This window comes from Gordonia sp. J1A (assembly GCF_055393515.1).
In genome coordinates, this window is record NZ_AP041607.1 from 3,637,525 (window position 1) to 3,659,530 (window position 22,006).

Annotated in this window: 17 protein-coding genes; 7 read left to right on the forward strand and 10 right to left on the reverse strand. The window is 69.7% G+C overall.

Going from position 1 to position 22,006, the window contains the following annotated elements; all coding sequences use genetic code 11:
• Window positions 1–1,674 (reverse strand): urocanate hydratase, encoded by a 1,674-nt coding sequence (hutU, locus tag ACZ5QD_RS16925; protein WP_006896977.1) that lies wholly within the window; start codon window positions 1,672–1,674, stop codon window positions 1–3.
• A 207-nt stretch (window positions 1,675–1,881) separates the two neighbouring features.
• Between hutU and ACZ5QD_RS16930 the strand changes: the two genes are divergently transcribed.
• The 6 genes from ACZ5QD_RS16930 to ACZ5QD_RS16955 all read left to right on the forward strand — a co-directional run bounded on the left by ACZ5QD_RS16930 (window position 1,882) and on the right by ACZ5QD_RS16955 (window position 9,237).
• A complete protein-coding gene (locus ACZ5QD_RS16930; RefSeq protein ID WP_464366956.1) occupies window positions 1,882–5,337 on the forward strand; it encodes an NAD-glutamate dehydrogenase domain-containing protein in 3,456 nt (1,151 codons plus the stop codon).
• Window positions 5,338–5,387: 50 nt separating this feature from the next.
• Entirely contained in the window at window positions 5,388–6,146 is a 759-nt protein-coding gene (gene hutC, locus ACZ5QD_RS16935) for a histidine utilization repressor (RefSeq protein WP_278125953.1), read from the forward strand.
• Between the two features lie 127 nt (window positions 6,147–6,273).
• Complete coding sequence (locus ACZ5QD_RS16940) at window positions 6,274–6,813, forward strand: hypothetical protein (RefSeq protein WP_464366957.1); 540 nt, start codon at window positions 6,274–6,276, stop codon at window positions 6,811–6,813.
• A 4-nt stretch (window positions 6,814–6,817) separates the two neighbouring features.
• Window positions 6,818–7,375 carry a potassium channel family protein gene (locus tag ACZ5QD_RS16945; RefSeq protein ID WP_045539376.1) on the forward strand — a complete coding sequence of 186 codons (558 nt, stop codon included), beginning with the start codon at window positions 6,818–6,820 and terminating at the stop codon, window positions 7,373–7,375.
• Between the two features lie 75 nt (window positions 7,376–7,450).
• A complete protein-coding gene (dcd, locus tag ACZ5QD_RS16950; RefSeq protein ID WP_006896972.1) occupies window positions 7,451–8,017 on the forward strand; it encodes a dCTP deaminase in 567 nt (188 codons plus the stop codon).
• A 65-nt stretch (window positions 8,018–8,082) separates the two neighbouring features.
• Window positions 8,083–9,237, forward strand: coding sequence for a hypothetical protein (locus ACZ5QD_RS16955; RefSeq protein ID WP_346076661.1), 1,155 nt, complete (start codon window positions 8,083–8,085; stop codon window positions 9,235–9,237).
• 36 nt (window positions 9,238–9,273) lie between these two features.
• Here the strand turns inward: ACZ5QD_RS16955 and ACZ5QD_RS16960 are convergent, their stop codons facing one another.
• The 5 genes from ACZ5QD_RS16960 to ACZ5QD_RS16980 all read right to left on the reverse strand — a co-directional run bounded on the left by ACZ5QD_RS16960 (window position 9,274) and on the right by ACZ5QD_RS16980 (window position 15,299).
• Window positions 9,274–10,038 (reverse strand): MerR family transcriptional regulator, encoded by a 765-nt coding sequence (locus ACZ5QD_RS16960; protein WP_464366958.1) that lies wholly within the window; start codon window positions 10,036–10,038, stop codon window positions 9,274–9,276.
• Between the two features lie 43 nt (window positions 10,039–10,081).
• Window positions 10,082–11,218 carry a PDR/VanB family oxidoreductase gene (locus ACZ5QD_RS16965; protein WP_411815729.1) on the reverse strand — a complete coding sequence of 379 codons (1,137 nt, stop codon included), beginning with the start codon at window positions 11,216–11,218 and terminating at the stop codon, window positions 10,082–10,084.
• The gene (locus ACZ5QD_RS16970; protein ID WP_006896968.1) at window positions 11,215–12,123 is read right to left on the reverse strand and encodes a metal-dependent hydrolase; all 909 of its coding nucleotides are present in this window, start codon (window positions 12,121–12,123) and stop codon (window positions 11,215–11,217) included. The genes ACZ5QD_RS16965 and ACZ5QD_RS16970 overlap by 4 nt, the downstream gene beginning before the upstream one ends.
• 41 nt (window positions 12,124–12,164) lie before the next feature.
• A complete protein-coding gene (locus ACZ5QD_RS16975) occupies window positions 12,165–13,937 on the reverse strand; it encodes an SDR family oxidoreductase (RefSeq protein WP_156150517.1) in 1,773 nt (590 codons plus the stop codon).
• A 108-nt stretch (window positions 13,938–14,045) separates the two neighbouring features.
• Window positions 14,046–15,299, reverse strand: coding sequence for a pyridoxal phosphate-dependent aminotransferase (locus ACZ5QD_RS16980; RefSeq protein WP_006896966.1), 1,254 nt, complete (start codon window positions 15,297–15,299; stop codon window positions 14,046–14,048).
• Window positions 15,300–15,391: 92 nt separating this feature from the next.
• On the opposite strand from ACZ5QD_RS16980, the gene ACZ5QD_RS16985 reads away from it, so the two are divergent.
• Window positions 15,392–16,267, forward strand: a complete 876-nt coding sequence (locus tag ACZ5QD_RS16985; RefSeq protein WP_222110929.1) for an exodeoxyribonuclease III — start codon at window positions 15,392–15,394, stop codon at window positions 16,265–16,267.
• A 26-nt stretch (window positions 16,268–16,293) separates the two neighbouring features.
• Here the strand turns inward: ACZ5QD_RS16985 and ACZ5QD_RS16990 are convergent, their stop codons facing one another.
• The 4 genes from ACZ5QD_RS16990 to ACZ5QD_RS17005 all read right to left on the reverse strand — a co-directional run bounded on the left by ACZ5QD_RS16990 (window position 16,294) and on the right by ACZ5QD_RS17005 (window position 21,921).
• Window positions 16,294–17,892, reverse strand: a complete 1,599-nt coding sequence (locus ACZ5QD_RS16990) for an acyl-CoA synthetase (RefSeq protein WP_045540765.1) — start codon at window positions 17,890–17,892, stop codon at window positions 16,294–16,296.
• Between the two features lie 77 nt (window positions 17,893–17,969).
• Window positions 17,970–20,192: an AAA family ATPase gene (locus ACZ5QD_RS16995; protein ID WP_464366959.1), complete on the reverse strand. Its 2,223-nt coding sequence runs from the start codon at window positions 20,190–20,192 to the stop codon at window positions 17,970–17,972.
• A 2-nt stretch (window positions 20,193–20,194) separates the two neighbouring features.
• The gene (locus tag ACZ5QD_RS17000) at window positions 20,195–21,205 is read right to left on the reverse strand and encodes a CDP-alcohol phosphatidyltransferase family protein (protein WP_222110931.1); all 1,011 of its coding nucleotides are present in this window, start codon (window positions 21,203–21,205) and stop codon (window positions 20,195–20,197) included.
• Complete coding sequence (locus ACZ5QD_RS17005) at window positions 21,205–21,921, reverse strand: phosphatidylserine decarboxylase (RefSeq protein ID WP_006896961.1); 717 nt, start codon at window positions 21,919–21,921, stop codon at window positions 21,205–21,207. Before ACZ5QD_RS17005 ends, ACZ5QD_RS17000 begins: the two co-directional genes overlap by 1 nt.
• Window positions 21,922–22,006: the final 85 nt, after the last annotated feature.

Here is a 22,006-nt window from a genome sequence, read left to right on the forward strand (position 1 = left end):
TCAGCTCTCGGCCATCGGGATGCGCACGCCGCGGGTGCGCGCGGTCTCGGTGGCGTGGTCGTAGCCGGCGTCCACGTGCCGGATGACGCCCATGCCCGGGTCGTTGGTGAGGACCCGTTCGATCTTCTGCGCGGCGAGTTCGGTTCCATCGGCGATGCACACCTGACCGGCATGGATCGAGCGTCCCATGCCGACGCCGCCACCGTGGTGGATCGACACCCAGGAGGCGCCGGACGCCGTGTTGACCAGTGCGTTGAGCAGCGGCCAGTCGGCGATCGCGTCCGAACCGTCGGCCATGTCCTCGGTCTCGCGGTAGGGCGAGGCCACCGAACCGGAGTCGAGGTGGTCGCGGCCGATGGCCAGCGGCGCCGACAGTTCGCCGCTGGCGACCATCTCGTTGAACTTGAGTCCGGCACGGTGCCGCTCTCCGTAACCGAGCCAGCAGATGCGGGCGGGCAGTCCCTCGAACTCCACCCGCTCACCGGCCATCGTGATCCAGCGCCGCAGGTGCTCGTTCTCCGGGAACAGTTCGAGGATGGCCTTGTCGGTGGCCTCGATGTCCTTCGGGTCGCCCGACAGCGCCGCCCACCGGAACGGGCCGAGGCCCTCCTCGAACAGCGGGCGGATGTAGGCCGGAACGAAGCCCGGGAACTCGAACGCCCGCTCGTAGCCGCCCTTGCGGGCCTCGTCGCGGATCGAGTTGCCGTAGTCGAAGACCTCGGCGCCGCGATCCATGAACCCGACCATCGCCTCCACGTGCGCGGCCATCGAGCGCTGCGACTCCGTGGTGAACCACTGCGGATCCTTCTGGGCGTACGTGTGCCAGTCCTCGAGGGAGATCCCGACGGGCAGGTACGACAGCGGGTCGTGCGCGGAGGTCTGGTCGGTGACGATGTCGATCGGGGCGTTCATCTCCAGCAGCTGCGGGAAGATCTCGGCCGCGTTGCCGAGCAGGCCGATCGACAGCGGTCGGCGCTCGTCGCGGGCCCTGGTCGCCAGATCGAGCGCCTCGTCGACGGTCTCGGCCTTCGCGTCGAGGTAGCGATGCGCGATCCGGCGGTCGATGCGGGCCGGGTCGCACTCCACGCAGATCGCGACGCCGTCGTTCATCGTGACCGCCAGCGGCTGCGCGCCGCCCATGCCGCCGAGGCCGGCGGTGAGGGTGATCGTCCCGGCCAGCGTGCCGCCGAAGCGCTTGCGGGCCACGGCACCGAAGGTCTCGTAGGTGCCCTGCAGGATGCCCTGGCTGCCGATGTAGATCCACGAGCCGGCCGTCATCTGGCCGTACATGGTCAGCCCGAGTTCCTCGAGCCTGCGGAACTCCTCCCAGTTGGCCCAGTCGCCGACGAGGTTGGAGTTGGCCAGCAGCACGCGCGGCGCCCACTCGTTGGTGCGGAAGACGCCGACCGGCTTGCCGGACTGCACCAGCATGGTCTCGTCGTCCTTGAGGGTCTTGAGCGTGGCCACCATCGCGTCGAACGCGGCCCAGCTGCGGGCGGCGCGACCGGTGCCGCCGTAGACGACCAGGTCGTCCGGGCGTTCGGCGACCTCGGGGTCGAGGTTGTTCATCAGCATCCGCAGCGCGCCCTCCTGCTGCCACCCGAGGGTGTTCAGCTCGGAGCCGCGCGGTGCGCGGACGGGGCGGGCTTCGTGGCCGGGCGAGGTGATGTCCATGAGAACTCCTGGTGTTCTGCGTCGTGTTTATCGGTGGTTGTGTACTGGCTCACGTTCTGCAAGTATGACTTGTATATTCCTGTCTATACAGATTCGTGTCAAGGGGCGGTTCCGAAACCGGTCCCGGGACGCGAGAAGTTCGACCACCCGAACGGACACGACGATCAGCCGGATGCAGCGTGGTATCCGGCGGAAGGGTCCCTTGAAATGGACACCGCATCTCCCACCGACACCGCCGCCCTCGTCCACACCGACGCCGACCACACGGACGCCGGAGACACCGCCGCGGGCGGGATCGACGACGCCCTCGCCCGCGTCTTCCGCCGATGGGACGAGGCGGCCCTCGACGGCGCACAGACCGACATCCGCGACTCACTCGCACGGTTCGTCTCCGGGCTGCCCGCCGGGTACAAGCAGGACTTCGAGCCTCGGCGCGCTCGCGTGGACCTGGACGTTCTGGCCGGGCTCGCCGCCGGGGACCTGGATGTCCGCCTCGCCGCCGACCCGGCCGCGGCGGACCGGCACCGGTTGTCGCTGTACGTCGGCGGACAGCCGGCGTCGCTGGGCGACGTGATGCCGTTGCTGCAGAGTCTCGGCGTCGAAGTGCTCGACGAGCGTCCGTACGCGCTGGTCTCGCCGACCGAGGTGCCGTGCTGGGTGTACGAGTTCACGGTCCGCTACCCGAGCGCCCCGACCGACGGTTTCGAGGCCTTCGCGGCGCGCTTCGCCGCCGCCGTGCGGGCGCTGTGGCACGGACGGACCGAGCCGGACGCGCTCGGCGAACTGGTGGCCCGCGCCGGACTGCACTGGCGACAGGTGACCGTGCTGCGCGCCTGCGCCGAATACCTCCGTCAGGGCGGACTGCCGTACAGCAGCGCCTACGTCGCCGACGTCCTGCGCCGTCACCCGGACATCGCCGCGGGGATCGTCGGGTACTTCACCGCCCGGTTCGACCCGGCCGCCGCGACCGGCGACGGGGGCGAGGCCGCGGCGGCCGAGGTATCGGCGCTGATCGAGACGGTGCTCGGTCTCGACGAGGACCGGATCCTGCGCGCATTGGTCGACGTGGTGCGGAACACCGTGCGCACCAACTACTTCGCCACGCCCGAACGCGAGGCGCTGGCACTCAAACTCGATCCGCGCGCCATCGCCGAACTGCCGCAGCCGCGCCCGCGACACGAGATCTTCGTTCACTCACCGTCGATGGCGGGTGTGCACATGCGGTTCGGGGCGGTCGCCCGCGGCGGGCTTCGCTGGTCGGACCGGCGTGAGGACTTCCGCACCGAGGTCCTCGGTCTGGTGAAGGCACAGGCGGTGAAGAACGCGGTGATCGTTCCGGTCGGAGCGAAAGGCGGGTTCGTGCTGCGCCGCCCGCCCGCCGCGACCAGTGACGCCGAAGCCGATCGTGCGGCGCTGCGCGCGGCGGGCGTTTCCGGTTACCGCCTGTTCATCCGCTCGCTGCTCGACGTCACCGACAACGTCGACCGTGCCACCGGTGCCGTGATTCCGGCCGCCGGCCTGGTCCGGTACGACGGTGACGACGCCTACCTCGTGGTGGCCGCAGACAAGGGCACCGCGTCGTTCTCCGACATCGCCAACGAGGTGGCCGCCGAATACGGTTTCTGGCTCGGCGACGCCTTCGCCTCCGGCGGCTCGGTCGGCTACGACCACAAACAGATGGGCATCACCGCCCGCGGGGCGTGGCAGGCGGTGACCCGCCGATTCCGCGAACTCGGCGTCGACGTCGGTGCCGAGGACTTCACGGTCGCGGGGATCGGCGACATGAGCGGCGACGTCTTCGGCAACGGGATGCTGTGCAGCGAACACATCCGGCTGGTCGCGGCCTTCGACCACCGGCACATCTTCCTCGATCCCGACCCGGACGCCGCGTCATCGTACGCGGAGCGGCGGCGGCTGTTCGAGCTGCCGCGGTCGTCGTGGGCCGACTACGACAGTGCGCTCATCAGCGCGGGAGGCGGGGTGTGGGAGCGCGGCGTGAAGTCCGTGCCGGTCAGTGCGCCGGTGCGCCGGGCACTCGGCCTCGACGAGTCCGTCACCGAACTGACCCCGCCGGAGCTGATCCGGGCGATCCTGTGCGCACCCGTCGACCTGCTGTGGAACGGCGGCATCGGCACCTATGTGAAGGCGGGCACCGAGTCTCACGCCGACGCGGGGGACAAGGGCACCGACGCCGTGCGCGTGGACGCCGGCGACCTGCGCGCCCGTGTGATCGGGGAGGGCGGCAATCTCGGCCTGACGCAGGCCGCCCGCATCGAGTTCGCGCGCGGCGGCGGCAAGGTCGGCACCGACGCCCTCGACAACTCCGCCGGCGTGGACTGCTCCGACCACGAGGTGAACATCAAGATCCTGCTGGACGACCTGGTGGGCGCCGGTGAGATCGACGCCGAAGCGCGGGCGCGGTTGCTCGTGGCCATGACGGACGAGGTCGCGGCATTGGTACTGGCGGACAACGTCTCCCAGAACGCGGTGATCGGTACCGCCCTCACCGAGGCGCCGGCGCAACTCGGAGTGCACGCCCGGCAGATCGCGGCACTGGAGGCCGCAGGCGCGCTCGACCGCGCATTGGAAGTGCTGCCGGACCGCGCCGAGATCGCCGCTCGCAAGCGGGCGGGGGAGGGCCTCGCCGCCCCCGAACTCGCGACGCTGATGGCGCACGTCAAACTCGAACTGAAAGAGCAACTGCTGGCAGGCGACCTCGTCGACCACGACGTCTGCGTGCCGATCCTGCGCGAGTACTTCCCCCAGCCGCTGAACCGCGCGCACGCGGACGCGATCGATCGGCATCGGTTGCGCCGCGAGATCATCGCGACCGAACTGACCAACCGCGTGGTCGCGGGCGGTGGCCTCGCCTACGTCTTCCGGCTCGCCGAGGAGGTGGGGGCGTCCACGGACGACGCCGCGCGGGCGTTCGTCGTGGTGACGGAGGTGTTCGGGTTGCCGGAGCTCTGGTCGCGCATCGGTACGGCCGATGTCCCCGCCGCGGTCGCCGACGAACTCGTGCTGGTCTCCCGGCGGCTGCTCGACCGGGCGGCGCGCTGGATGCTGAATCGTCGTCCCCAGCCGCTGGCGGTCGGTGCCGAGATCGCGCGGTTCCGCGAGCGGATCGCGAGGGCGTCGGAACTGCTCGGCGGCTGGCTGGTGGGCGCCGACCGCACCAACCTGCACGACCGTACGCGCGCGATCGCGCGCCGCGGTGCGCACGAAGACCTGGTGCGCGACGTGGAGTTGGTGCTGGATCGGTTCGGTCTGCTCGACGTCGTCGAGATCGCCGACCGGTCCGGATGCGAACTGTCCGTCGCGGGGGAACTGTACTTCCGACTGTGCGAACACGTGGGCCTGGTTCCGCTGCTCGGCAGGGTGTCGGCGCTGCCGACGGAGAGCCGGTGGGACACGCTGGCGCGGCTGGCGCTGCGGGATGAGTTGTACGACAGCGTGCGCGTCCTGACCCTCGACGTTCTCATGCACTCGGTGGCCGGCGACGGCCCCGAACGGATGATCGCGGACTGGGAGGAGCGCAACGGGTCCCGGCTGAGCCGGGCGCGGGCCGTGCTCGACGAGGTCGCCCGGATACCGGTCTCCGCCGACCGCGGGCTGGCCGCGCTGTCCGTCGCGTCGCGGCAACTGCGACGGATGGCCGGCTGAGGTCGGTAGACTTCGTGGGCCGGTGAGATCTCGAGGAACAGGGGCGGTCGATGGCAGTGGTCGAACTCGACGCGGACCTCGCGGCTCTGTTCGACGAGCCCGGCGGCGAGTCGCTTCCCGCCTACGAGCGCGTCAAGCGGTTGGTCTCGGCTCAGATCCGGTCGGGCCGGTGGTCCGAAGGCGATCAACTGCCGTCCGAGAACCAGTTCGTCAACGCGCTGGGGCTCTCCCGGATGACGATCAACCGGGCACTGCGCGAACTCACCGGCGAGGGGCTGATCGTCCGGATGATGGGCGTGGGCACCTTTGTGGCGGGAACGAAGGCGCCGTCGCCGCTGTTCGAGGTGAAGAACATCGCCGACGAGATCCAGCAGCGCGGGCACCGGCACCGCACCGAGGTGGTGCTGGTGCGCGAAGAGAAGGCCACTACCGCGTCCGCGCCGTTGAGCGAAGCCGTCGGGGTCGCCACGGTGTTCCACTCGGTGCTGGTGCATTTCGAGGACGAGACGCCGATCCAGGTCGAGGACAGGTTCGTCAATCCTGCCGAGGCGCCCGACTATCTCGCGCAGGACTTCACCGAACTCACGCCCAACGATTACCTCAGCCGTGTGGCTCCGCTGGTCCGGGGAGAGCATGTGGTGGAGGCGGTGCTGGCCAGTCCCGAGGAGTGCCGGCTGCTGCAGATCGAACGGTCCGAGCCGTGCCTGCTGATCCGGCGCCGGACCTGGTCCGAGCACGGACTGGTGAGTGTGGCCCGGCTGATCCATCCCGGCTCGCGCAATCGGCTGGAGGGCTCGTTCACCCGCTGACCGTTCGGCTGTGGGGGCCACGGTGGAGAACCCGAGCGGGTACGCCGTCCGAATGGTCGCTCTCGCGGCGAGAGGTCCGTCCCGATTAGGTTCGGATCACCGCGATCGGCTACCCACCGGAGACTCGATGACTGCACCACCGCCCGGCGGTCACCCGTCGTGGGGGCCCGGCCCGTCGCCGCTTCCGCGGCCGCTCGCATTCGGAATGCTGCCGCAGGGGCCGTACCTGAGCGAAGGGGTGGCGATCATGTGCGGCTTCGCGATCTTCAATCCCGTGCTCGCCTCCTCGGCGATCAGCGTCGAGGTCGACGGATACGAAATGGCACCGGTCAAGTGGGGCCGGATCGAAGTCCCCGTGGTTCCCGGAACGCATCGTTTCCGGGTGTTCATCCGACGCGGCGCCGAACGCAAGCACCTCGCCGAGTGCACCGGTGAGGTCCGTGCGGGCGAATTGCTGGAGCTGACCTACATGTTCCCCCGGTTCGGTGGCGTGCAACTGTATTCGACGCCGACCGCGGCGTGCGCTGCTGGTGTACTTCGCTCTGGTGGCGGTGATCTGGGCGCTGCTCTGGGGCGTCACGCTGCTGTGAGTTGCTGCGAGACAGGCGCGGACACCGGGCGGTTCGGCGATTCTCTGCGCCTGGTCCGCCGCGCGTGGTGCGATTGATTCGATGAACGATTCCGGCACCGCGCCCCATCGAACGAGCCACGTGGCCGCGGCGTTGCTGCGGCCGCTCGGAGCCGCGGCGGTCCTCCTCGCGGGCTACTTCCTGCTGCCGATCGGCAGCGACAGCACCTGGCGGGTGCCCGGGATGATCGTCGGCGTCGCGCTGCTCGGCGGCTTCTGCGTATGGGAGGTCCGGCACTTCCTCCGGTCCGACCACCCGGTCGCGACGGCGATCGAGATGCTCGCCGCCGTGATCTGCTTCTACATCGTCTCGTTCTCGGCGACCTACTACCTCTTCAGCGAGTACGCGCCCGGTTCGTTCAACGAGGACCTGAGCAGAGTCGACGCCCTGTACTTCTGCCTGACGGTCTTCACGACCACCGGATTCGGCGACCTGGTCGCGGTATCGCAGAATGCGCGGATCGCCGTATCGGTTCAGATGGCGAGCAGTTTGATCGTGCTCGGTCTCGGTATCCGCTTCGTCAGCCTCCTGGTGCGCGACCGAGTCTCCGGCGGTCGCCGGCTCGACGAGTACCGGCGCCGGCAGCGGGACGAGCAGTGACGTCACCGCCGCCCGGTGCGCTCCGCACTCCCGACCCTCGATGAACTCGGCCTTCATGCTCTAGTCTGAGGAATCGTGCTGCTATCAGACCGCGACATCCGTGCCGAGATCGATGCCGGGAACCTCGGCATCGACCCGTTCGACCCGGGCCTGGTCCAGCCGTCGAGTGTGGACGTACGACTGGACTCGCTGTTTCGCGTCTTCAACAACACCAAGTACACGCACATCGATCCCGCGAAGCGGCAGGACGAGTTGACCACCTTGGTCGAACCCGCCGAGGGCGAGCCCTTCGTGCTGCATCCGGGCGAGTTCGTCCTCGGCTCGACCCTGGAGGTGTGCTCGCTGCCCGACTTCCTCGCGGGCCGTCTGGAGGGCAAGTCGTCGCTCGGCCGATTGGGCTTGCTCACGCACTCCACCGCGGGCTTCATCGACCCGGGCTTCTCCGGCCACATCACGCTCGAACTGTCGAACGTGGCGAATCTGCCGATCACGCTGTGGCCGGGAATGAAGATCGGCCAGCTCTGCCTGTTCCGGTTGACCAGCCCCGCCGAGAGCCCGTACGGCTCCGCGTCGGTCGGGTCGAAGTATCAGGGGCAGCGCGGGCCGACGCCGTCGAAGGCGTACCTCAATTTCCAGAGATGAGCCGGAGCCGGCACCGGCGGCACCGGTGCGGGTGACGGGTTCGAATCACCACTAGGAGAGTCGTCGTGACGGGTCCGCTCAGCCGACCGCCGGCCTGGCTGGCGGACTTCGACCTGCCCGGCGACCCGACGGGTGCGGTGATCGCCCTCGATCTGCGTCCCACCGGACTGTGGGCCGCGCGCATCGAGAACGGTGCGGTGATCGCGTCCGAGGTCGAGGAGCGCATCCACCCCGACGTGCTCGACGCCAGAATCGCCGCGTACCTGCGCGATACCGGTCGCGTCGACGCTGCGGCCCCGGAGGTCTTCGCCGAGCTCGTCACCCTGGTGGGCCGGGCCCGCGCCTCGCTCGCCGGACGCGACAGTGCGCTCATCCTCGGAGACGAGCACATCCGGGTGCTCACGCTGACGCTCGACGACGTCGTCGAGGCCACCGTCCCGGAGGCGAATCGCGCCCACGGAATGGTGGTGGAGCTCGCGGGCGCCCTGCCGGTCGATGCGATCGCGCTGGGGCCCGGCGACACCGCCTGGCCCGGGTTGTCCGAGTCGCTCACCGAACGCGGCTTCTCGGTGATCGCACCGGGCGACGACTTCCCGGCGACCTTCGGCGGTGACGACGAGCCGACCGAGACGCTCGCTCCCGTCCCCGCACCGCCGCCGATCCGCGCGTGGGATGCCGGCGCCGCGGACCCCGGGCTGATCGACCCGGCCGACTACGGACTGGATCGCTTCGGCAACGCGCTGCCGGACGTGTACGACGATGCCGAGGGCGCCGAGGAACCACCTGCCGAGGAGCCGGCGCCCGCGGACGCGGCCGTCGAACCGCAGCCGGGTATGAGGGGCCGGATGATCGTGGTGGCGGCGCTGGCGCTGCTCGCGATCGGGGGCGGCGGCGTGGCGCTGGCGATGAATGCTCATGAGACTTCGGGGCCCGACCGGAGCGCAGCGGAATCGGCGACCCGGCCGACTGCCCGGACCTCGAACACCGCGTCCGAGCCGGTCCGGGTGCCCGGCTCGGTGGATCCGCGCGATGTCGCCGCGGCGCGGGCGCCGCTGGCCAGGTACACCACGCCTCCGCCGCCTCCGCCGCCGCCCAAGACGACGCGGCGCACGCCGACGGAGGCGCAGACCGGCCCTGCGCCGCCGGCTCCGCCCCCGGAGAACCGGCGTCGGACGATCCCGAACCCGATACCGGGTCTCCCGCCGATCGTGATCGGGTAGCGCGGTCTCACGCGGCCCGATCCGAGACGGTCGCCTTCAGCTCTCGCGCTGGTCCCGGCGTTCGCGGGCGACGGCCAGGTAGTCGTCGAGCTGTCGTGCCAGTTCGCGGTCGAGCGCGCGGTAGAGCGTGTTGTGCGCCGCCACCCGGCCGGTGACCTTCAGCTCGCCCAAGAAGGTGGACGCCCAGTCCGACTCTGCTCCGCTCTCCGGGATCCAGCCGTCGAAGCGGCCTTCGGTGATGGCGCGGCGGCCGGCGCTGATCAGCGTCTTTGCGGCACGGTCCATGTCCTCGTCGAGCTGTCGCTGCAGGTCGAGGATGTACGGCAGCGGTATGCCGATCTGCATCAGACGCTGGTAGGCGTCGATGGTCTCGACGTCCTTGATCATGTACTGGCTGGGCGGGTCATCGTCGCCGATCGGCTCGATGAGCCCGAACTCGCGGACCCGGCTCAGCAGCTTCGGATCGCTGGTGTTGAGCTTGGCGTGCAGCTCGGCGGCGGTCACGGTGTCGGTGGGGGTCTGCGACCACGGCCGCGACACCACCTCGCGCAGCCCGAGCGACTCGGCGATGTCGTCGCCTGTCTGCACGCGCTTGAAGAAGTCGCCGATGTGCGTCATCGTGAAGCCGCGAGCCAGCAGATCGTTGATGACGCGCAGCTTCGCCAGGTGCTCGTCGCCGTAGATCGCTATCCGGCCGCGGCGGATGGGACGCGGGATGAGTCCCCGATCCTGGTAGCCGCGGACGTTGCGGGTCGTCGTTCCCGCGGCCCGTGCCAGATCATCGATTCGGTACTCGGTCATGGGGTGCATTGTTCCAAACCCCGGACCGGTGCCGGAGCCGTCCTCACATCTCGACGGTCAGGGAGTCGGAACGGCACCGGGACACGCACGGGAGGAACCAGCCATCCTCCCGTTCGGGTCCGGTCAGCAGCGTGTCACGATGATCCACCTCGCCCGCGCTCGTCTTGAGTCGGCAGGTGCCGCAGAATCCCTGCTGACAGGAGTACGGGACGGCCGGATCCACTCGCCGCAGCGCGGTGAGCACCGACTCGTCGGCCGCGACTGTCTCTGTGCGTCCGGTGGAACCGATCCGGACTGTGAACTCGGTGCCGTCGAGGATCGGCGGCGGCGAGAAGCGCTCGAAGTGCAGCTCGATATCGCTGCGATCGGCCAGATGCGTACGCAGGCGCTCGAGCATCGGGACCGGACCGCAGCAGTACACCGACAGCCCCGCGTCGCCGGCCGGGACCGGTCCCACCAGTTCGGCCATGCCCGGCAGCCCGTCGACGTCGTCGGTCCGGACCGTCACCTTGTCGCCGTACCGGCTGAGCTCGTCGATGAACGGGATCGAGTCGGCGGAGCGGCCGGAGTAGATCATCGACCAGTCGAGTCCGTAACGGTCGGCCATCGCGATCATGGGGAGGATCGGGGTGATGCCGATGCCCGCGGCGACGAAGCGCAGCGTGCGCGCCGGCGATCCGTAGCCGGGCAGAACCAGCGGGAAGGCGTTGCGCGGTCCCTTGATCTGGATCGAGTCACCGACCCGCAGGCCGTCGTGCACCTCGATGGAGCCGCCACCGCCGTCCGGGATGCGCCGGACCGCGATGCGGTAGGTGCGCCGATCGCCGGGATCGCCGCAGAGCGAGTACTCGCGCATGCGGCCCGACGGCAGGAGCAGATCCAGGTGCGCGCCGGGATGCCACTCGGGCAGGATCGAGCGATCCGGCGCGGCGAAAGTCAAGGCGATCACGTTCTCGTCGACGGCCACCACCTCGCGGTCGACGATGTCGAGGGTCATGACGCCGTCGTTCGCGGCCGGATCGCGCAGCGGCGAGATCGGTCGCCAGAACGGGAACCAGACCTTGCCGACCCCGGTGAGCAGCCTCATCAGCGGGTCGCGGCGGAACCGGCCGTACAGGTGCGGCGGTTCGGTGGAGAGGTCGGAGATGGGTCGTGCGGAGCCGTTCGTCATGATCGTCATGCCGCTCGACGAGCTCCGGGCGAGGAGGCCAGGAAGGCCACCGCCTGGGCGGTGTCGCCGATGTCGGTCGGCGCGAAGCCCGGTTTGAAGTAGGTGAGCGTCGCGAGCGCGAGCTTCGAGAGCTTCGGGAACACTCCGGCGCGTGAGTCGCGCACGTAGCTCCGGACGTACAGGCGGGTCTTCGCCACGACTGACTTGTCGGCGACCGTCGGATCCTGACTGTTGATGAACCGGAAACCGCGAGCCATCAGCCAGATCAGGAAGGGGAAGGCCAGCGCCATCGCGCGAGCGCGGCGGAGCGGACTGTCGGCGAAGTACGCGGCGGCGTCGTGCGCCACCGCACGGTGCTCCACCTCTTCGGCTCCGTGCCAGGTGAACATGTCGGTCATCGCGGGGTCGGCGCCGTTCTCGGCCCACGTGCAGTTCAGCGCGAAATCACCGAGGATCGCGGTGTAGTGCTCGATGGCGGCGATGAGCCACAGGCGTTCGATCAGGTGCTTGCGCTTCTGCTCGGCGTTCCCGTCGCGGGGTCCGAGCACCCGCCGGAAGATCCACTCCATCTGCTGCAGGTAGCCGGTGGGGTCCACGCCGTGTCCGCGCAGCCAGTTCTCGACGGCCCGGTCGTGGACCTCGGCGTGCATCGCCTCCTGCCCGACGAATCCGCGCATGTCGGCGGCGAGCGCCTCGTCCTTGATCAGAGGCAGCGCCTCGTTGAAGGTCTCGACGAACCACCGTTCGCCCTCGGGCAGCAGCAGGTTGAGGACGGTGATCATGTTCGACGACATCGGGTGGCCGGGGATCCAGTGCAGCGGAGTCTCCGACAGATCGAATGCGACGTTGCGCGCGTGGAGTTCGATCTTGCCGGGATCGGTGTCGGCGGTGGAGTGTGTGTGCCCGGTGTTCATCTGTCCCTCCGGTTCTAGAGAAGAGTCCTGTTCGAGGTGGATCAGCCTGCGATCTTCTGACGGGCGCCGATGCGCGCCGCCCACGGGAAGAAGCGGTAGACGCGGTAGCCGAACTCGGCTTCGGGCGTCACCGGCACCACGGCCTTGTTCTTCGCGATGGCGGCGACGATGTCGCGCGCGACCCGGTCGGGAGTGAAGTTCCGTTTCTGGTAGAACTTGTCGACCTTCTCGCGGGTCGCCGACTCGTCGGCGGCCCCGGCGTACTCGGTGTTCGCGGTGATGTTGGTGTGCACGATGCCCGGGCAGATCGCGGTGACCCCGACGCGGTGCTCGGCGAGTTCTGCGCGCAGCGACTCGGAGAACATCAGCACACCGGCCTTGCTCGCCGAGTACAGGCCGAGGTCGCGGGAGAGGGTGAAAGCCGCGGCGGAGGCCAGGTTGACGATGTGTCCGCCGACGCCGCGCTCGGCCATCTGCCTGCCGAAGGCGCGGCTGCCGCTGATGACCCCGCGCAGGTTGATGGCGAGGAGTCGGTCCACCTGTTCGTCGGACGCGGCCAGCGCCGATCCGGCGAGGGCCACGCCCGCGTTGTTGACGACGATGTCGGCGACGCCGTGGGCAGCGCGCACATCGTCGGCGAAGCGGGTCACCGCGTCGGTGTCGGAGACGTCGAGCCGGTAGGCGGTGGCCGGGACGCCCTTGGCCTTGCACGCGATCGCGGTCTCCTCGGCCGAATCCAGGTCGATGTCGGCGAGGACCAGTTCGGCGCCGAGATCGGCCAGGGCATACGCCGTCTCACGTCCGATGCCGCTGCCCGCGCCGGTGACGACGGCGAGTTTGCCGATCAGTTCGCGCGCCGGCCCGTTGACGCGGGCACGGTCGATGGTGTTGGGGGACACCGGTGCGCCGCCGGCGATGGTCTCGATGAACTCGATCGCCGTGTCCGCCAGGTAACCGGGGTTGGTGTACGGGAGCCAATGGCCGGTGGCGGTCCGCTTACGCCAGAGCCTGTCCGCGTGGGTGTGCGTGCGTTCGTAGATCGCCGGACGCAGCGCGATGTCGCGATCGTTCACGACCTCCAGCACCGGCACTCGGGTCGGCCGGGGCTCCGGATTCGCCAGCTTGCCGCGGATATTGGCGCGGTACAGCTTGAGCCCGCTGATCATGTCCTCTCGCAGTGTCGGGCCGAACCGCGCGTTCTCGCGCGGGGTCCCCTCGACGAAGTGGAGGAACTCCGCCCAGACGCGGTCGGATCCGAAGGTCCGGAAGAACAGGTCGGATGCACCGGGCACCTGGAAGAACGCGGTGTACGCCGACGAGGCGACCTGGGAGAGCGCCTGTGCGACGCCCCGCGGCGTGGGCCGTGCCATCTTCGCGCGAGCCCACTCGCCGAGGTAGTCGAGGTTCGGTCCCGACACGGAGGTGAACGAGGCGATCACGTCATCGGCGCCGGCGGTGGTGACCGTCTCCCAGGCCTGGACCGAACCCCAGTCGTGCGCGACGACGTGTGTCTCGCCGTCGGGGTTCACGGCGTGGCACACCGCGAGCATGTCCTGCGCCAGGGCGTCGAGACGGTACGACTCCACCGCTACCGGACGCGTGCTGTCGCCGAATCCCCGCGTGTCGTATGCGTAGACGCGGAAATGCTCCGCCAGCCGCGGCGCCACCAGGTCCCACAGGTGGTGAGTGTCGGGCCAACCGTGCACCAGCAGCACGACCGGCTTGTCGGGCGTGCTCTCGCCGGGTGTGCCGTACGAGAAGGTCGCGAGATCGACGTCGCCGTTCGTGACGTTGAAGCGGTGCCAATCGGCCATGGGCGTCTCCATCTGTCGGTGTGACAGATTTGACGTTACCAGGTGTCACATCTAACTGCTAGCAGCAGTTAGCGTCTGTTTTTCCGCTGGTCAGGGCGTCGGAGCCGGTCATTGTCGGTACGACGAGAGGAAGTTGCCGATCCGTTCGATGGCCTCGGCCAGGTCCTGGGCCCACGGCAGTGTGACGATTCGGAAGTGATGGGTGTCGGGGAGATTGAAGCCCGAACCCTGAACCACCAGGATCTTCTCCTGCAGCAGCAGATCCTGGACGAACTGCTCGTCGTCGTGGATCTGGTGCACCTCCGGATCCAGGCGCGGGAACGCGTACAGCGCCCCCATCGGCTTCACGCAGCTGACGCCCGGGATCTCGTTGAGCTTCTCCCACGTCACATTGCGCTGCTCGAACAGCCGGCCTCCGGGGGCGGTGAGCGCGTCGATGCTCTGATAACCGCCGAGCGCCACCTGGATCGCGTGCTGTGCGGGGACATTGGCGCACAGTCGGGTGGAGGCGAGGATCGACATACCCTCGATGAAGCCCTTCGCGTGGTCCTTGGGGCCGGTGCGGACCACCCATCCCGCGCGGTAGCCGCACACCCGGTAGGCCTTCGACAGGCCGTTGAAGGTCAGCACCAGCAGATCGGGGGCGAGGCTCGCGATGTTGATGTGCTCGGCGTCGTCGTACAGGATCTTGTCGTAGATCTCGTCGGCCAGGATCAGCAGCGAATGACGGCGTGCCAGATCCACGAGGCCCTCGAGGACCTCTCTGGAGTAGACCGCGCCGGTCGGATTGTTCGGGTTGATCACGACGATCGCCTTGGTGTTCGGCGTGATCTTCGACTCGATGTCCTCGATGTCCGGATTCCAGCCGTTGTCCTCGTCGCACCGGTAGTGCACGGGCGTGCCTCCGGACAGTGCCGTCATCGCGGTCCACAGCGGGTAGTCCGGTGCCGGGATGAGCACCTCGTCGCCGTTGTTGAGCAACGCCTGCATGGTCATGGTGATGAGCTCGGAGACGCCGTTGCCGAGCAGGACGTCGTCGACGTCGAAGTAGGGGAAGTCCGGAATGGTCTCGTAGCGCGTGACCACCGCACGCCGTGCCGAGAGCACGCCCGCCGATTCGGAGTAGCCCTGCGAGAACGGGAGGGCGTGGATCATGTCGCGCATGATGACGTCGGGCGCCTCGAAGCCGAACAGTGCGGGGTTGCCGATGTTCAGCTTCATGATCCGGTGTCCTTCGGACTCCAGACGGGACGCGTGCTCGTGCACTGGCCCGCGGATCTCATAACAGACGTTCTGCAGCTTCTCGGACTGTTCCAAGGGGCGCAGGTTCAGATTCTGGTGCGACACGTGGGGGCGGCTCATGGACTCATTCTGTCAGCCCCGGGCAACCGAATAGAATTCCGCGCCCGGGGGCGGCGGATGCCGCCCGCGGAGAGCTCGGGCATTCTGGGGCCGTGGCATCCGAGGAACTGACCGTGGTCTCGTTCAACGTCAACGGCATCCGTGCGGCGCGACGCCGCGGCTTCGACACGTGGCTGGCAGATCGGGCACCGGATGTGGTGGGACTGCAGGAGCTCCGCTGCCCGCCCGAGGAGATCGGCGAATTACCCGGCTACACGGTGTCTTTCGACACGGGGGCCATTCCGGGGCGCAACGGCGTGGCGATCGCGACCCGGCAGCGGCCGGCGTCGGTGCGGAGCTGGGCCACCGACCCGCCGCGGGCCCGCGGGCTGTCCGCGCACGCCTCGCACGGACGCTATCTGGAAGTCGACCTCGCCGATGAGCCGATCACGGTGGCCTGTCTGTACTTGCCGAAGGGCGGCTTGCCCGCGGAACTGCAGCGTCCCGGGAACATCCGGGAGAAGCCCGACGGCGGTGCGAAGTACCGGCGCAAGATGGCGTTCCTGGCCGGCTTCGCGCGCGAACTGGAGCGCAACCGACTCGCCGCTCGCCGCGCCGGTCGGGAGTTCCTGCTGATCGGCGACCTGAACATCGCCCACTGCGAGCACGACGTCACCAACTGGCGCGCCGCACGCAAGATGGAGGGGTTTCTGCCGGAGGAGCGCGAGTGGCTCGATCGGCAGCTCTCGCCGCGCAGGCTGATCGACGTGGTCCGGACACTGTACGGCGACCGGCCCGGCCCGCTCACCTGGTGGAGCTGGGCCGGGCAGTCGTTCGTGAAGGACGTCGGATGGCGCATCGACCACCAACTCGCGTCACCGGGGCTGGCGTCCCGGGCGCGATGGGTGACGGTCGACAAGGAGCCCTCGCCGGACGAGCGTCTGTCGGATCACGCGCCGCTGGTGGTCGGGTACCGGCGGCGGGCCTGAGACCGACACGCCGGCGCCGTGACGCGTCAGTCCTGCGAGGCCACCGCCGCATGCGCCGTCCGGAGGTCCTTCTTCAGGATCTTGCCCGACGGGTTCTTCGGCAGGGCGTCGGCGAAGATGACGTACTTCGGCCGCTTGTAACCGGCGAGGACGCCTTCGAGGTGGGCGTTCACGTCGTCCTCGGTCAGCTCGACGCCGTCCTTGCTCACGATCACCGCCGTCACCGCCTCGATCCACTTGGGATGGGGAACACCGAACACCGCGACCTCGGCGACGCCGTCGAGCAGGTAGATCGCCTCCTCCACCTCGCGGGAGGCGACGTTCTCACCGCCGGTTTTGATCATGTCCTTCTTGCGGTCGACCACCGAGAGGTAGCCGTCGGCGTCGATGATCCCGAGGTCGCCGGAGTGGAACCAGCCGTTTCGGAATGCGGCCGCGGTCTTCTCCTCGTCGTTGAAGTAGCCCAGACAGGCGTGCGGACTGCGGTGAACGATCTCGCCGACCTCGCCCGTCGGCACCGGATTGTCCTCGTCGTCGACCACGCGGGTCTCCACGTTGAGCGAGGCGCGGCCGGCCGATCCGGCGCGCTCGATCTGCTCGTGTGGTTGCAGGATGGTGGCCAGCGGACTCATCTCGGTCTGGCCGTAGAAGTTCCAGAGCCGGACGTCGGGCAGGCGCCGGCTCATCTCCCGCAGGACCTCGACGGGCATCGGCGAGGCCCCGTAGTAACCCTTCTTCAGCGAGGAGAGGTCTCGGGTGTCGAAGTCGGGATGGCGCAGCAGTGAGATCCACACGGTGGGCGGACAGAACAGTTTGGTGGCGCGGTGCGTCTCGATCGCGGCCAGCAGGGCCGCCGGTTCCGGGCTCGGCAGGATGATGCTCGTGGCGCCGAGGTAGACGTCCACCGACAGGAAGCAGTCGAGCTGGGCGCAGTGGTAGAGCGGCAGGGAGTGCACCTCGATGTCGTCGGCCGACATGCCGCCGTCGATGATGCACGAGACGTACTGGGACACCAGTGATTTCGAGGATAAGAGCACGCCCTTGGGACGAGACTCGGTCCCGGAGGTGAACATCATCCGCACCGGATCATCGTCTTCGACGAGAACGTCGGGGACCGAGGCGTCGTCGTGGGCGATCCAGGAGGCGACATCCTCCCAGCCGGCTGTCGTACCGCCGGCGAGGTTGATGACGCCGCGCGCCGCGTCGCCGCCGGAGGAGGCGTCGACCGCCGCGCCGACGGTCTCCGTGAGCGCGTCTTCGGAGACGACGATGCGGGATCCGGAGTGCGAGAGGATGAACGCGATCTCGTCGACGCCGAGGCCGAAATTGATCGGCACCAGAATCGCGCCGAGCCGGGCCACCGCGAAGTTCAGCACGGCGAACTGCCAGCAATTGTGACTCACCAGAGCGAGGCGGTCGCCCTTGCCGAGTCCGCGGGCGGTGAGGGCGTTGGCGCAGCGGTTCACCGCGTCGTCGAACTCGGCGAAGGTGAGCGTGGTGTCGCCGTTGACGACGGCGGTCTTGTCCGGGCTGCGCAGGGCGGTGCGGCGTAGCAGTCCGCCGATGGTGTGCGAGCGGGCGACGTCGATCGCCCGCGTGGTCTCGACGCTGAAACCAGTGGTCACGTGTACTCCTCGGGAGGGTTACTGGGCATTCCCAGTAAGTGTCGCCCAGAAGTGACACGAATTACTAGGGCTTCCTACTAATTGTCTCGATCGCGGCGCTCGGCGTAGGCCTCGAGTTCGGCGACCTGCTGAGGATCCAGCGACGGCCGGACCGCTCGCCGGGCGGTCGCGACGTCGTCGGCGGTCACCGTCGCCGCGTCGATGTCCCGGCGCATGGCGGCCAGTGCCGACTCCCGCAGGACGGCGGCGCAATCGGCCGCCGAATACCCCTCCAGTTCGGCGGCGAGAGCCTCGAGGTCGACGTCCGGCATCGGAATGCTGCGGGCCGCGGCGCGGAGGATGTCGGCGCGGGCGGCGGCATCGGGCGGCGGCACGAAGACGAGGCGTTCGAGGCGTCCGGGCCGCAGCAGTGCGGGGTCGACGAGGTCCGGCCGGTTGGTGGCGCCGAGGACGACGACGTCGGTGAGCGGCTCGGCCCCGTCCAGTTCGGTGAGCAGCGCGGCCACCACCCGATCGGCGACGCCGGAGTCGGTGGACCCGCCGCGGCGGGGCGCGAGGGCGTCGACCTCGTCGAGGAAGATCATCGACGGCGCGCTCTCGCGGGCGCGGTCGAAGAGGTCGCGGACGGCGCGCTCGGACGATCCGACCCACTTGTCGAGCAGTTCGGCGCCCTTCACGCTGTGGACCGACAGCCGGCCCGACGCGGCCAATGCCCGGACGACGAAGGTCTTGCCGCAGCCGGGCGGTCCGTACAGCAGGACGCCGCGCGGCGGCTGCACACCCAGGCGGGTGAAGGTGTCGGGATGCTGCAGCGGCCAGAGCACCGCCTCGGTGAGGGCCTGCCGGGTCTCCACCATGTCGCCGACGTCGTCGAGCGTGATGGATCCGAGTGCCACGTCGGGGGATTCGAGTCGGGACGCCGGGCGGATGACGCCGAGCGCGGCATCGAGGTCGTCGGTGCGCAAGGCCGCGGGAGAGCCGTCGCGCGTGGCGCGCGCGGCCGCCCGCAGCGCGGCGTCGCGGGTCAGGGCGGCGAGGTCTGCGGCCACGAAACCGGGAGTGCGTGCGGCGACGGGGTCGAGGTCGAGGCGGCCGTCGGTGGGTGCCTGCGAGAGGATCGCACCGAGCAGTTTGGCGCGTTGGGCGGCGTCGGGCAGACCGATGGCGAGTTCGCGGTCGCACAGATCGGGCTCGCGGACCCGGCTGTCAAGGCCGGACGGGTCGGACGTGGTGGCGACGAGCGCGACGGCACCGTCGGCGACGGCGGCGCGCAGGTCCTGCAGGATCAGCGTCGACACCGGGTCGGCCTGTGCGGGCAAGAGCTTGTCGATGTCGGTCACCAGCAGCACACCGCCGCCGGTGAGCCGGCTCAGAGCGCCGGTGACGGCGGCGCGTCGGTCGTCGGCGGCGAGAGCGCCGGTGGAGGGCCCGTCGACCTCGACCAGCGGGCGGCGGGCGCACACGGACCGGACCACCGTCGCCTTTCCGACTCCGGCGGGCCCGGAGACGAGGACGCCGAGCCGAGGCTGTGCGCCGAGGGCGCGCAGCACGTCCGGATTGTCGAGAGTCACCTGGAGCCATTCGCTCAGCCTGGCGACCTGCGTGTCGACCCCGACCAGTTCCGACACCGGTCGGACGTGCGCGTCCGGCTCCGCGGCGGTTGCGGTCGGGGCAGTGAGGGTGCTCGGAGTGGCCGGCGTCGCCGCGGCGGTCGGGGCCGGAGGCACCGCGCCCGGAGTCCGGGCGTCCGTCTCCCACAGGACCGCGGTGTTGGTCTGCACGCTCACCGGGCCGGCGGGGGCGGTGGCCGTCACGGTCAGCAACTCGTTGGTCCAGGTGATCCCCACCGAACGCGCGAGGGACCGGGTGGCCTCGGCGGCGGTGAGTTCGGGACCCAGATCGCGGGGCAGCAGCGAGACGGTGTCGCCGACGCTCACGACCTTGCCGAGCAGAGCCCGGCGCAGCGTCGCCTCGCTCACCGATGCACTCGCCAGCCGTGAGCCTCGGACACTCACGCGCGCGGCGCCGTGTACCACCACCGGTCCCACCGCGACCCCCGAGTTCTCGCGGATCCCCAGATTCGACAGCGTCAGGTCGTCGAGCAGGACCAGACCGGTGGGGGAACCGGGCGGCGCGGCGGCGACGACCGCCGCGCTCGTGCGCGCGCCGACCAGCGAGACAGCGTCCCATTCACGCAGCGACAGGGCGGCGAGCACCTCCGGATGCACCCGTACGATGCCGCGGCGCGAGTCGGCCGCGGAGGTGTTGAGCCGGGCGGTGAGCGTCAGCGTCGGGTTCACCGTCAGTCCTCGCGCCGCGCCGGGGGTCGGCGCAGACCCAGCCGCGCATTGGAACGCGCGGGGATCACTCGCCTGCGGGTGCCGTCCGCGACCGCCTGCCGGCGCTCGTCCCGGCGCTGGAGCCTGCGGTCGCGGGCGGGGGCCTCCCAGTGCTCCGGGTGCGCCGCCACCCAGCGCTGCGTGCGCCAGGCGAACGGGATGTGGATGAGGTAGGCGGCCACGCCGATCACCATCAGCAGATACGGGAACGTGAACAGCAGCGCTCCGGCCGCTGCCACCAGGAACAGCAGACCCGCCAGTGAACTCGGCCTGATCTTGACCGACTTGAGCGACAGGGTCGGGATGCGGCTGACAGCGAGGAACCCGATGAACAGCAGCCAGGCGCCGACCGCGGGCACCGACACCCACCATCCGTGACCGAAGTGCTGCTGCAGCCCGATCGGCAGCAGCGCCATCACCGCCGCCGCCGGCGCCGGCACACCGACGAAGTAGTCCTTGGTGTAGCTGGGCGCGCTGTCGTCGTCGAGAAGGGTGTTGAACCGGGCCAGTCGCAGGACCACCGCCACGCAGAACAGCAGCGCGAGCACCCAGCCGAAATCCTGCGCCGCGGAGCCCGCGTTGTCGCGCAAGACCACCGAGTACACGATCAGCGCGGGGGCGACGCCGAAGTTGATGGCGTCGGCCAGTGAATCGATCTCGGCACCGATCTTGGTCGAGGCGTCCATCATGCGGGCGACGCGACCGTCGAGTCCGTCGAAGACGGCGGCCAGGACCAGCAGACCCATCGCGAGGTCGACCTGGCCGGCATCGGCCGAACGCACGGCGGTGAGGCCGGAGCAGATCGCGAGGATCGTGAGCGTGGACGGGACCAGCATGCGTCCCGCGCGCGCCGACCGGGCGGCACGGGAGGCCCGGGAGCGGGCCTCGGGGTCGGACGACGGCGTCGACGTGCGGCGCCGCAGTCGTCTGCCGGACTTGTTGGTGGGATTGCGGTGCGGACGGCTCCTGGCCATCAGGGCAGCTCCGCGACAACGGTCTCGGCGCCGACCGCGCGCTGGCCGAGCGCGACCCGGACGTCGCTGCCCTCGGGGAGGTAGACGTCCACGCGCGAGCCGAACCGGATCAGTCCGTAGGTGTCGCCGAGACTCAGGACCTCGCCCGGGGCGGGTTCGCAGACGATGCGGCGGGCGAGAAGTCCGGCGATCTGCACCACGCCGACTCGCGGACCGGTTCCGTCTGGGCCGGTGGCGATGGTCATCGCGGTGCGTTCGTTCTCACTGCTCGCCTCCGGGAGGTCGGCGGACAGGAACTTGCCGGGGGTGTGCTGCACGGACAGCACCCGGCCGGCGATCGGAACCCGCTGGACGTGGACGTCGAAGACCGAGAGGAAGGTGCACACACGCGGTACGGGCCGGTCGCCGAGCCCCAGTTCGGGCAGCGGCACGGCCTCGTCGACGAGGGCGATGGTGCCGTCGGCGGGCGCGACCACCAGCCCGTCGCCGGTCGGAGGCACACGGTTCGGGTGCCGGAAGAACAGCGCGGAGGCGCCCGCGGCGGCCCACGCAGGTCGCGCGATCCAGCGGTGCCTGCGGCCCAGCAGCGCGAGGGCGGCCGGGGCGGCGACGAACGGCACGCCGGCCGGATGCAGCGGTGGAACCGTTTCGCGGATCAGGTCCACGATGTGGGCGAGGCCTTCGCGGTCGTCGGGTCGGGCGGGACGTCGGGCCACCGGTTCTGCGCTCCTAGTTCGAGGTCGCTGCGTCGGGTCGTTCAGGTCGCAGCGCAAGTGCTTTCAGCTTAATCGTCCGCGGGCC